9 protein-coding genes are annotated in these 11,006 nt (G+C 62.4%); 7 read left to right on the forward strand and 2 right to left on the reverse strand.

What is annotated here, in order from left to right; genetic code table 11:
* The first annotated feature begins 11 nt into the window (after positions 1 to 11).
* The 3 genes from ACQ7C1_RS15625 (at position 12) to ACQ7C1_RS15635 (ending at position 3,388) form a co-directional block, all read left to right on the forward strand.
* Positions 12 to 788, forward strand: a complete 777-nt coding sequence (locus ACQ7C1_RS15625) for an SDR family oxidoreductase (protein WP_430958920.1) — start codon at positions 12 to 14, stop codon at positions 786 to 788.
* A gap of 99 nt (positions 789 to 887) precedes the next feature.
* The gene (locus ACQ7C1_RS15630) at positions 888 to 2,111 is read left to right on the forward strand and encodes an MFS transporter (protein WP_430958921.1); all 1,224 of its coding nucleotides are present in this window, start codon (positions 888 to 890) and stop codon (positions 2,109 to 2,111) included.
* A 74-nt stretch (positions 2,112 to 2,185) separates the two neighbouring features.
* Complete coding sequence (locus ACQ7C1_RS15635) at positions 2,186 to 3,388, forward strand: ROK family transcriptional regulator (RefSeq protein WP_430958922.1); 1,203 nt, start codon at positions 2,186 to 2,188, stop codon at positions 3,386 to 3,388.
* A gap of 5 nt (positions 3,389 to 3,393) precedes the next feature.
* On the opposite strand, the gene ACQ7C1_RS15640 is transcribed toward ACQ7C1_RS15635, so the two are convergent.
* The gene (locus ACQ7C1_RS15640; RefSeq protein ID WP_430958923.1) at positions 3,394 to 4,308 is read right to left on the reverse strand and encodes a DMT family transporter; all 915 of its coding nucleotides are present in this window, start codon (positions 4,306 to 4,308) and stop codon (positions 3,394 to 3,396) included.
* A gap of 275 nt (positions 4,309 to 4,583) precedes the next feature.
* On the opposite strand from ACQ7C1_RS15640, the gene ACQ7C1_RS15645 reads away from it, so the two are divergent.
* A complete protein-coding gene (locus ACQ7C1_RS15645; RefSeq protein ID WP_430958998.1) occupies positions 4,584 to 5,324 on the forward strand; it encodes a helix-turn-helix domain-containing protein in 741 nt (246 codons plus the stop codon).
* Positions 5,325 to 5,333: 9 nt separating this feature from the next.
* Here ACQ7C1_RS15645 and ACQ7C1_RS15650 read toward each other — a convergent pair whose 3' ends face one another.
* Positions 5,334 to 7,355 (reverse strand): beta-N-acetylhexosaminidase, encoded by a 2,022-nt coding sequence (locus ACQ7C1_RS15650; protein ID WP_430958924.1) that lies wholly within the window; start codon positions 7,353 to 7,355, stop codon positions 5,334 to 5,336.
* Positions 7,356 to 7,736: 381 nt separating this feature from the next.
* Here ACQ7C1_RS15650 and ACQ7C1_RS15655 point away from each other — a divergent pair, with 381 nt between their 5' ends.
* The 3 genes from ACQ7C1_RS15655 (at position 7,737) to ACQ7C1_RS15665 (ending at position 10,994) form a co-directional block, all read left to right on the forward strand.
* The gene (locus tag ACQ7C1_RS15655; protein WP_430958925.1) at positions 7,737 to 8,645 is read left to right on the forward strand and encodes a flagellin; all 909 of its coding nucleotides are present in this window, start codon (positions 7,737 to 7,739) and stop codon (positions 8,643 to 8,645) included.
* Between the two features lie 237 nt (positions 8,646 to 8,882).
* The gene (locus ACQ7C1_RS15660; RefSeq protein ID WP_430958926.1) at positions 8,883 to 10,436 is read left to right on the forward strand and encodes a DHA2 family efflux MFS transporter permease subunit; all 1,554 of its coding nucleotides are present in this window, start codon (positions 8,883 to 8,885) and stop codon (positions 10,434 to 10,436) included.
* Positions 10,437 to 10,514: 78 nt separating this feature from the next.
* Entirely contained in the window at positions 10,515 to 10,994 is a 480-nt protein-coding gene (locus ACQ7C1_RS15665) for a cupin (RefSeq protein WP_430958927.1), read from the forward strand.
* Positions 10,995 to 11,006: the final 12 nt, after the last annotated feature.

Below are 11,006 nucleotides of genomic sequence, written 5' to 3' on the forward strand. Positions count from 1 at the left end.
AGCGACAATCAATGACCCAATCGATCGCCGTCGTGACGGGCGCTGCAGGCGACATCGGCGCGGCGATTGCCGCGCGGCTCGCCGATGACCATGATGTCGTACTGCTTGCCGATATCAATGCGGCTGCCGCTGCCGCCGCAGCTTCGAAACTCGGACCGGAGGAGCGTTTCGTCGCCGTCGGATGTGACGTGACCAGCGAGGCGAGCATTGCCGGATTGGCAAAACGTGCTGCCGGCAGCGGCGTCGTGCGAACCCTCGTCAACAATGCCGGGGCCGCCCGCGCCACCAGCCTGCACGATACAACGCCAGAGATCTGGCGGGCCGATAATGCGCTCAATCTCGAAGCGGCGTTTTTATGCTTCCGCGCCTTCGAGCCGATGCTGAAAGCCTCGAAGGGCTCCGTCGTCAACATCGCCTCGGTCAACGGCATGAACGTTTTCGGGCACCCGGCCTATAGCGCCGCCAAGGCGGGCCTCTTGCATTTCACCCGGCTGGTCGCCGTGGAATACGGCAAGTTCGGCATTCGCTCCAATGCCGTCGCACCCGGCACGGTGAAGACGCAGGCCTGGGAAGCGCGCGCGAGGGCCAATCCGAACGTGTTCGAGGAGGCGCGCCGCTGGTATCCGCTGCAGCGCGTCGTCGATCCGAAGGATGTTGCCAATGCCGTGGCCTTCCTTGCCGGGCCGCTCGCCGCAGCGATCACGGGCATCTGCCTGCCGGTGGATTGCGGCCTTACGGCCGGCCAAGCCGAGCTGGCGAGAACCTTTTCCCAATCCGAACATTACTGACTGTCAGGGCTTCGTTTTTAGAGACGCGATGCATGACATGACCTTCGGGACTGCCCGCCGCGGCTGCGCCTGCCGATTTCCCTGACGATTGATGATTTCATGAGCCGCCTCTTTCCCGACGTCTTCCGCAATCCGGCGATCCGCGCCAGCATGATCGCCATTTTCACCTTCGGCATGGCGGGCGCGATGACCGCACCCTATCGTTCGATCGTCGGCATCCGCGAATTGGGCTTGAGCGACGGTCTCTATTCCTTCCTGGCCTTTGCTTCGGCGGCGGTGAATGTGGTCATCAGCGTTCTGCTCGGCAATCTCGCCGACCGGCTCGGCGAATACCGTTCAGCGATGATCGGCGCCTGCATCTTCGGCATTGCCGGCTACGGCATGGTCTATGCCTTTCCGAGCGCGCCCGTCTTCGTCATCAGCGCGCTGCTGCCGCTTCCGATCTATGGGGCGCTGAATTCACTGCTGTTTGCCAATGCGCGCGCGGCGATGCAGGGCATGAGCCGGGACGACATGGTGACGGCCAACTCAGGCGTGCGCGCCATGATCTCGCTCTCCTGGGTGCTGATCCCCGGCATTACGGGCCTTCTGCTTTCGGGCGCATCGAGCATGCTGCCGGCCTATCTCTTTGCCGCCATCTCCTGTCTCTTATGCCAGAGCATCATCCTCTTCGCCCTGCCGAAGCGGGCGGCAACGGAGATCGCCACCATTGATCATCTTTCCTATTTCGGCGCCCTGCGGCGGGTGATTTCACCGCGGATTTCGGCGCATATCATCGGGGTGGCGCTGATCACCAGCACGCTGCATCTCAACGACGCCCTGCTGCCGTTGATCGCCACCGGCGCGGCTCATGGCGCGCTCAGCGACGTCGGCATTCTGGTCGGGATCGTCGCCTTGCTCGAGATCGTCTTCATCATCGTCTGGTCGCGGATCGCGCGGGATGCGGGCCAGATCACCGCGCTTGCCGCCGGCACCATCGTCTATGCCGCATTCCTCGGCCTACTCGGTTTTGCCTCCCAGCCGTGGCATCTCTACGCGCTCACCTTACTCGCCGGAATCGGCGCGGCGGCGATCATCAGCATCCCGATCACCTATCTGCAGGATCTCATCGCCGACCGGCCGGGGCTCGGCAGCGCACTGATCTCCGTCAACGTTTTTGCCAGCGCGGGCATCGGGGCGCTGGTCTTTGCCGCCGGCACCTATGTGACCGGTTATTCCGGGACCGCCATGCTGAGCGCCGTCACCGGATTGTCGGGGATCACGATCCTCGGCCTGCTGCAGAGACCAAATGCCGTTGCGCCTGCCGACGCCGAGCTTCGATAATCAGTCAAAGAATGTGGCTTTCATCGCCATCCGTCTTGTGACAAGGGTGATGCTTCACTTGCTTCGAAGGCGACATGAAGGCGATCTCCGGCACGAATCTCGAGCAGGCCAAGTCTCACAACCGGCGCGTGGTGATCGAGGCTGTGCGCACCCACGGTTCGCTGTCGCGGGCTGCGATCGCCCGGATGACGGCCCTGACGCCGCAGACCGTCTCGAATATCGTCGAGGAGCTGCAGCGGTCGCAGCTTCTCGTTGCGGCCGCGGCGCAGAAGCTGGCGCGAGGCCAGCCGATCATTCCCTACAGCATCAATCCGCACGGCGCCTATTCGATCGGCCTGGAGCTTGGCCGCCGACGCGCAAGCGGCGTGCTGACGGATCTCTCGGGCGCCGTCTGCGCCCGCATCGAGCACCAGGTCGAACACCCCGATCCGCAAAGGGCCATGCCGGCGCTGCAAACAATCGTCGAGGATCTTCAAGAGGCTTTTGCATTCGACAGGAACAGGCTGCTTGGTATCGGCATCGCCCTGCCCGGCCGCTACGCCGATGGCGGCACCACATCTCTCAGCCCGCACAGCCTGCCGGGCTGGCAGGATTTTCCGGTCGGGCATGCACTGGAACAACGGGTCGGAGTGCCGGTTCTGGTCGAGAACGACGCGACGGCGGCGGCGATCGGCGAGCGCCTTCACGGTGTTGCCCGGGGTCTCGGCAGTTTCGTCTATCTGTTTCTGGCCGGCGGCGGCGGTATCGGCGCCGGAATGTTTCTCGACGGCCACCTCTACAAGGGCAGCCGCAACAATGCCGGCGAGATCGGCCATATTATCGTCGAGCCGCATGGCAGGCTCTGCAGCTGCGGCAAGCGCGGCTGCCTCGATCGCTACATCTCGCCCTCAGTCGCTTACGAATTCATGGGCATCGCCAATGCCGGCGAGCTTTCCCCCGACAATCTCGACGCGCTGATCGCCGAAGGCGGCGAAGGCGTTGATGCCTGGCTCGATCAGGCCATTGAGCCCCTGCGGCAGACACTCGATTTTCTGGAACTCGCCTTCGATCCGCAGACCATAGTGCTCGGCGGCAGCGTATCGACATCGCTGATGCGGCGGCTTGCCGAGCGGCTCGAGCCGCTGCACGATCCGATCGATCCCGACCGAAAGCGGACGATACCCCGCGTTATGATCGGCATGACCGGCAAGGATACGGCGATCCTCGGCGCTGCCGCCCTGCCAATTTTTTCGGAAACCAATCCGCGCTTCGACGTCCTGCAAAAGCCGGTCGGCTAACACCCTCACCCGCCTGCCGGCAGCCGCGCATCTGCTTGGCGCACGCGACGGGGCAGAGGTCGTGCAAATATGACGACATTCCCGAGAAGCGTCAGCCCCAGGCCGATCAGGCCGAGACCGCTCCAGTGGTAGCCCTCGAAGACTGTCGACAATGACAGGGCGACGATCGGGAACAGGACGGTGGCATAGGCAGCGCGCGAGGAGCCGATGCGGGAGACCAGCATGAGATAGGTGGTGAAGCCGATCACCGAGCCAACTGCCGCGAGATAAAGCAGGGCGGCAAGATAGCTGATGTCGGGCGGCGCCACGATCGGTGTTTGCGTCACGGCAATCAGCAAGAGGAGGACGATCGCGCCGTAGGTCATGCCCCAGCCATTGGCGGTCAGCGGTGAGATTCCGGCCGCGCTGTTTCGGCGCGATGCCATGTTGCCGAGCGAGAAGAACAGCGTGCCCAACGCTGCGAGCCCGATCCCTTTCAATGTGCCCATATTGAAATCGACGACCACCTCCTCTCCGAACAGCAAGAGAAGGCCGGTGGCTCCGAGCGCCGCTGCGAGAAGCGTGCGGCCTGTGATGCGGTCGCCGAAGAACAGGCGCGCATTAACGGCATTGTAGATCGTTGCCAGCGAGAAGATGACCGAGATCAGCCCTGAGGGAATGAAGCTGGCGGCGTTGTAGAAACAGATGAAATTGAGGCTGAAGAGGCAGAGCGCTTGCGCCAGGATGAAAGGTTGATCGCGCAAGGCAGGGAGGTTGAGCCGCCGCATGAAAGCCAGGATGGCGACGAGGATCACGGCTGCGAGCGCAAATCTGTAAAAGACCGAGACTAGGACCGGCACGGGACCGACCTGCATCGCAATGGCGATCCAGGTCGTTCCCCATATGAGGACGGTCGCGATGAAGAGAGCGGCATTTGCCATGGTGTGATCCTCGTTTTCTCCATGAATAGGCGAACGGTGAGCCGGTCTCTTGCAGATTCTTGCTATTAAATTTCTCGCGCCGGAGTTCCCGCTCGCCACGTCGGCCGTCCACCGGTATTGTTCGCAAGACGTCACATGTGTGGGAAGAATTGGTGAAAGATAGCCGCCTCTCGGTTTTCAGGTTTTTGTCTGCATCGCCCTCGGCGCGGATGTCGCAGTCGATCGATCTGGGGTTCGGGCGATCGGCGGCCCTCTGGAGCAATGGCAGCGACAGGATGAGCTATGAACGGCCGGACGGACATACGTTCAGCCTTTATCTCAACGGGGGCGCCGGAACGCGCCGCCTGGATGGCAGCCCCGCCGCGCGAGGCCGGCCCGGCGCCTTGTGCGTCATGCCACAGGGGCACTCGTCCGAATGGGAAATCACCGATCCTTTCGACTTCGTTCATCTCTATGTTCCGGACGATCAGATGCGCCGGATGTTTGCCGAGACCTTCGACCGTGATTCCAGGCTTATGGCTGTCTCCGAAGTGACCTTCGCCGATGCACCCGTCTTGGCGCGCACGCTTCGGCAGCTGAGGCAAGCGATGTCAGCGGGTGAGCATCTGCTGGCTGAAGAAGCGATGACTGAGACGATCAACGATTTCTTCGTTGATCCGCGTTATGGAGGGACGCGCCCCTGCGCGATCAGCGGCGGGCTCGCTCCCCATATCAGGCGCCGCTGCCTGGATTATATCGAGGCTCATCTCGGTGAGACCATCCGCTTGCAGGATCTGGCGGCGATTGGGCAGCTCAGCGCCTTTCATTTTCAGCGGATGTTCCGGGCAAGCTACGGCGTGTCCCCGCATGGCTGGGTGGCCCACCGGCGTGTCGAGCGCGCGAAATCGATGTTGCGCGGCACGGACCCAATCGCGCAGATCGCCTCGGCTTGCGGCTTCAGCAGCCAGAGCCACATGACCCGTGCATTTAAGGCGGGCACAGGCGTCACGCCCTCTGCCTACCGGCCGCGACAGTGAAGCCGGGCGCTATGACTCCTGCAATCCATAGAGCAGCGGCATCAGCCCAGCGAGCGCCTTGAAGCGTTCCCATGACTTGGACGAGGGTTTCGTCCAGCCTGTTTCGGCAAGTGCCGAAAGGCGCGGGAAGACGAGACGGTCGAAGACGGCGCGATCCGTCATCGGTTCGGACCAGATGCAGGCCTGGATGCCGAGCAGCTGCTGTTTCTGGCTCGCTGTCCAGCCGCCGACCGGATCGAAATTGTAGAGCTTTTCCGCGTCCGAATTTCCTGCCCAGCTGGCGCCGGGCTCATCCCAGTCCGGCCTCAGCGCCATGTCGAGATAATACACCTGGCCGGGGCAGACGACCATCTGGTAGCCGCGTTCGGCGAGTTCGGCCGAAACCTCAACATTGCGCCAGCTGCAGAGGTAGCTCTTCGATTTGTCGATGACGTCGCCGTGCGCCGCTTCTTCCCAGCCGCCGGTGATGCAGCCCTTGCTCGCCAGGAAGCGCTGGACGCGCTCCAGGAATTCCGCCTGCAGGACGGCGGCGCCCGATCCGTGGATGTCGTCGGCGCCATGTGTATTGGTGACGACGTTCAGCCGCTTGGCATGCGCATCGGCAACCTCGTCGCCGGCGATGGCGCGCAGCCGCTTGAGCGCTTCCGGCGAGCCGGACCATGCGCCGAGGGGAACCTCGTCGGCGCCGAGATGGATCGTCTTGAATGGAAAGAGCTCGATGAGTTCGGAAAGAATGGTCTCGACGATCTCATAGGTCTGCTCGCGTGCCGGGTTGATGCAGTTGTCGGGAAAACCCTGAACCGAGTGATAGCTGCCTTTCTCGGCCGGATCGCGCAGCTCGGGTATCGCCTGCTGCATGGCATAACAATGTCCGGGCATATCGATCTCCGGCACGATTTCGATGCCGAAGTTCTTTGCCAGGGCGACGATCTCGCGGATGACAGGCTTTGTATAGTAGCCGCCCGTCCGGGCCGGGCTTGAACCCAGAAGCGGCGGCACGGCGAGACCGTGACCGCGCCAGGCGCCGATCTTTGTCAGGGCCGGGTAGGCATCGATCTCCACCCGCCAGGCTTCGTCATCGGAAAGGTGCCAGTGGAAGCGGTTGAGTTTATTCCAGGCCAGCACCGCGATCAGCTTCTTGACTTCGGCCGCGCCATAGAACTGGCGGGCAACATCGAGATGCAGGCCGCGCCAGCCCATCGACGGCTCGTCGACGATCTCGCCGGATGCGGGAAACTGGAAAACGCCGGGATGCAGCTTAGCGCCGCGCCAGATCTGGCCGAGCGTGACGAGGCCGTAGAGGAAGCCGGTGCGGCTGCTTGCTTCGACCGTGATCGCCTCTTCTTCGAAGCTCAGCCGATAGGCCTCCGGCCCGAAGCCGGCGGCGTCCTTCAGACCGACACGAACCGCGCCTTCGGCCTCGGTTCGCACGATGCCCTCGACGGCGAAGAGATGTTCGACCAGCGCCGAAAAGCTTTTCGCAGCCGCTTCCCCTTCAGGGCTCTGCGCCTGCGGCGCAAAACCGGCCGGCAGCGGGCGGCGCGCTGCGACGGCGACGCGGTTCGGCCAGGGGATGATCGACACCGCAACGGGCGCGTTGACGGGAACAGGATAGATCTCGGCACCGCGCTTCAGCGGCGCATTGCTGACGGAAGAGCGTGTCGGCTCGACAGCGAGCACGATGGTTTTGCCGTCGGACAGTGCGAGATAGGCGCTCGTCGCGCCATCCGTCCAGTGGCGGAACTGCCAGCTGAGCGCATAGACGGAGATCGTCCAGGTTTCGCCTGCGCCGAGCACGAAGTTGGCCGGCGGCTGGAATTCGGTGAAATTCGAAAGCCGTTGCGACACCGTTGCGCCTTCGACGCGTCCGGCGGGGTCGACGCGGCCTGGACCGCTGACGCAGAGAGAAAAATTCGAAAGCGGTTCGCTGCCGAGGTTCTTGAGGCGCAGGACATAGGAGAATTCCTTGCCCTCGGTAGGCGGGTTCCAAAGGGTTTCAAGCCGCAGGGCATTCGGTCGCGGTGTCGACATTGGTCACTCTTCCTTCGAGGAAAACGAGGTTTTTGGACGTTCCTGCACGGCCACGGGATGGAGCGGCGGTTGAAGTCAATCAAATTGATTTAATAGTGATAGCCAGTTTCCCGCCGGGCCGTCAATCGGCCATGCGGAATTTGTGCTGGCCGGCGTCAGGACAAATTCTGCCGACGACATCGCCGGGGTGTCGCAATTTGGGAAAAAATATCGGCTTAGCCGTTCGCGTTAACGATTAAGGTACCTTTAAGTACCATAATTGGCTCAACAGTGGCGAATTGACCACCCCGAAGAGGGATCGATAAGCATGAGGCTGCTCGCCACGGCCCGGATGTCCCCCGGGATGCAACACATCCAACTTCCGAATCAGGCGACATTTCCATGACCAGCATCAATACCAACAATTCCGCGATGGCAGCCCTTCAGACGCTGCGCAGCGTCAATTCCAATCTCGAATCGACACAGAACCGTGTTTCTACCGGCTACCGGGTCGACACCGCATCCGACAACGCCGCCTATTGGTCGATCGCGACCACGATGCGGTCCGACAACAAGGCCCTTTCCGCCGTATCCGACGCGCTCGGCCTCGGCGCCGCAAAGGTCGATACCGCCTATACGGCAATGGAAAGCGCGATCGACGTCGTCGACGAGATTAAAGCCAAGCTCGTGGCCGCGACAGAAGATGGTGTCGACAAGTCCAAGGTCCAGGAAGAAATCAGCCAGCTGCAGGAGCAGCTGATGAGCATCGCCCAGTCAGCTTCCTTCTCGGGCGAAAACTGGGTCGCCGGCGCTGACGGCACCGTGAGCGTCGTATCGTCCTTCGTCCGCGACGGCTCCGGCGCCGTTTCGGTGAAAATGACGGATTACGCTCTCGATACCAGCTCCATGGGCAACGTCCTGTTCGGCATGAGCGGCGGCTCGATCGAAACCTCCACAGGTATCCTCGGAACGGCTGACGCAAACGGCGATTCCGTTTACTCGCTTGACATTACCGACTTTACCACCGGCCAGATCCAGTCCGCGCTGTCCACCATCGAATCGGCGCTATCGGCGATGACCTCGGCCGGTGCACAACTGGGTTCGGTCTCGACCCGCATCGAACTGCAGGAAGACTTCGTCGGTGCGCTTTCCGATTCGATCGACTCCGGCGTCGGCCGCCTCGTCGATGCAGATATGGAGGAGGAGTCGAGCAGGCTTTCCGCGCTGCAAACCCAGCAGCAGCTGGCGATACAGTCCTTGTCGATCGCGAATTCGTCGTCCCAGAACATCCTGTCGCTCTTCCGCGGCTAATCCTGACCGATGCAAAGGGAGCCGGGCGCATAGAACGTCCGGCCCAAATTCGCCGATCGAACACCGAGCCTGCCCTTCCCGGTCAGGCTCGGTCGCGTTTCGGGCATGAGCGACCAACGCCGGGCTGGTGACGATCTCCTCGCTCTGCCGGTTGACATGGCGATCGTTTCGATCGCAATCATGAAGGCTCTAGATTTCTCACCGATGCACACATTGCCGCGCTGGCGGGATCCTCGCATGTCGGAACGACTTGAAGCTGCTCGTCCTGATGGAAGGCCCGCCATCGTCTGGCTCGGCTTCCTGGCCATGTGCGTCGGCATGTTCATGGCGATCCTCGACGTTCAGGTGGTGGCGACATCGCTGCCGACCATCCAGTCGGCGCTTGATATCGATCCGGATCAGATGAGCTGGATACAGACCGCCTATCTGATCGCCGAGGTGGTCGCGATCCCGCTGACCGGCCTGCTGACGCGGCTTCTGACGATGCGGTGGCTGTTCGTCGTCGCCATAACCCTGTTCGTGACGGCGTCCGCTGGCTGTGCGGCCAGCGGCAGCTTCGGCGCGCTGGTCGCCTGGCGGGTGCTTCAGGGCTTTTCCGGCGGGACGCTGATCCCCTCGGTCTTTTCAGCCGTGTTCATCCTGTTTCCAGACATGCGGCAAGCGCTTGCGACGACGATTGCCGGCGTGCTTGCGGTGCTTGCGCCGACTGTCGGCCCGATCGTCGGCGGATGGCTGACCGAAACCTATTCCTGGCACTGGCTGTTTCTGATCAACATCCTTCCCGGGATTGCCTCGGCGACCCTGGCGGCTCGCTTCCTTCCGAGGCAGGCAGCCGATCCCTCCGAGCTCAGGCATCTCGACGGTCTGTCGCTCCTGTTGATGGCGGCAGCGCTGACGGCGCTGGAACTCAGCCTCAAAGAGGCGCCGACCAGCGGCTGGACCTCGGCCTATGTGCTGAGCCTGCTGGCCGTCTGCCTTCTTTCGGGGAGTGCGTTCATCACGCGAACACTGCGCCGAGGCCGGCCGATCGTCGATCTTAGCAATTTCGGCGATCGGAATTTTCTGGTCGGCTCGGTTCTGAGCTTCATCCTCGGCATCGGCCTCTTCGGCTCGGTCTATCTCATGCCGGTCTTTCTCGCTTTCATCAGGGGACACGACGCCCTCGAGATCGGCGTGACCATGCTGGTCACCGGCGTCGCACAGCTGGTCACGGCGCCAGTCGCTGTTGCGCTGGAGAAGCGCATGGATGCACGGCTGCTCTCGGCCGCCGGTTTCGCCCTGTTTGCGATCGGTGTCGGCATGAGCGCGTTTCAGGATCCGCGCTCGGATTACGATGCGATGTTCTGGCCTCAGGTCGTGCGCGGCGTCGCCATCATGTTCTGCCTGCTGCCGCCGACGCGGCTGGCGCTCGGCACGCTTCCGGCCGATCGCGTTCCCGATGCGAGCGGGCTTTTCAATCTGATGCGCAATCTCGGCGGCGCCATCGGCATCGCGCTGATCGACACCATCATCTACACACGCTCGGAGCCGCTGGGACAAAACCTCTGGGCACGCCTCCAGGCCGGCGACATCGAGGCGGCCACGTTTGTCGGCGTGCCTGCCGAGATCATATCACGACATAGCGGCAGCTTCGATGCGGATACGATGGCGACGCTCGATCCGCTGGTCCAGACAGCGGCTAGCGTTCAGGCGATCAACGAAGCCTGGATGGTCGTCGCCGTCCTGACCGGCTGCGCCCTGCTCTCAGTCCGCTTCGCCAGGCGGCCGGCGCCGGGCGAAGACCCTCAGTGACGAAGCCCAGTCCATGGTGGAACCGCCGGCGCTCGCCAAAAGTTTGGCTTTTGAAGCCATTGGCATTGGGAGGTTGGTATGAACACCGAGACGATCATTTTCGAACCGAGCGGCTGGGTCCCGAACAACCCTCGTCTGCCTGTATTGCTCTATCTTGCCGATGATGAACCTGCTGATTTCAAAAGTCGTTTCGCGGCAAATGGTTGGACCGGCATCTGGACGAACGGTGTCTTCGATTATCAGCACTACCATTCCGGCGCTCATGAAGTGCTGGGCATTGCACGTGGCGGCGCCAGACTGCTGATCGGCGGTCCCGGCGGTCGAGCTCTCGACGTCGCGGCGGGTGACTGTCTGGTGCTTCCAGCCGGAACCGGACACCAAAACCTCGGCTGCACGGCGGACTTCGAGGTCATCGGCGCTTATCCCAAGGGGCAGCATGCCGATATTCAGACTTCGGCTGCTTCAAGCGAAATGTTGGCGAAAATCTCGTCAGTACCCCTGCCCGATACGGATCCCGTTCAAGGACGGTCGGGATTTCTCCTCGAAAAGTGGCGGTAGCAATTTGCACCG

This window comes from Rhizobium sp. Nf11,1, assembly GCF_050587665.1.
GTDB lineage: Bacteria > Pseudomonadota > Alphaproteobacteria > Rhizobiales > Rhizobiaceae > Rhizobium.

Excerpts from the sequence above, each read along its gene's own strand:
- ACQ7C1_RS15635 (WP_430958922.1), top strand. The coding sequence starts at position 2,186 with ATGAAGGCGATCTCCGGCACGAATCTCGAGCAGGCCAAGTCTCACAAC.
- ACQ7C1_RS15650 (WP_430958924.1), bottom strand. The coding sequence starts at position 7,355 with ATGTCGACACCGCGACCGAATGCCCTGCGGCTTGAAACCCTTTGGAAC.
- ACQ7C1_RS15625 (WP_430958920.1), top strand. The coding sequence starts at position 12 with ATGACCCAATCGATCGCCGTCGTGACGGGCGCTGCAGGCGACATCGGC.
- ACQ7C1_RS15655 (WP_430958925.1), top strand. The coding sequence starts at position 7,737 with ATGACCAGCATCAATACCAACAATTCCGCGATGGCAGCCCTTCAGACG.
- ACQ7C1_RS15660 (WP_430958926.1), top strand. The coding sequence starts at position 8,883 with ATGTCGGAACGACTTGAAGCTGCTCGTCCTGATGGAAGGCCCGCCATC.
- ACQ7C1_RS15640 (WP_430958923.1), bottom strand. The coding sequence starts at position 4,308 with ATGGCAAATGCCGCTCTCTTCATCGCGACCGTCCTCATATGGGGAACG.
- ACQ7C1_RS15630 (WP_430958921.1), top strand. The coding sequence starts at position 888 with ATGAGCCGCCTCTTTCCCGACGTCTTCCGCAATCCGGCGATCCGCGCC.
- ACQ7C1_RS15665 (WP_430958927.1), top strand. The coding sequence starts at position 10,515 with ATGAACACCGAGACGATCATTTTCGAACCGAGCGGCTGGGTCCCGAAC.
- ACQ7C1_RS15645 (WP_430958998.1), top strand. The coding sequence starts at position 4,584 with ATGAGCTATGAACGGCCGGACGGACATACGTTCAGCCTTTATCTCAAC.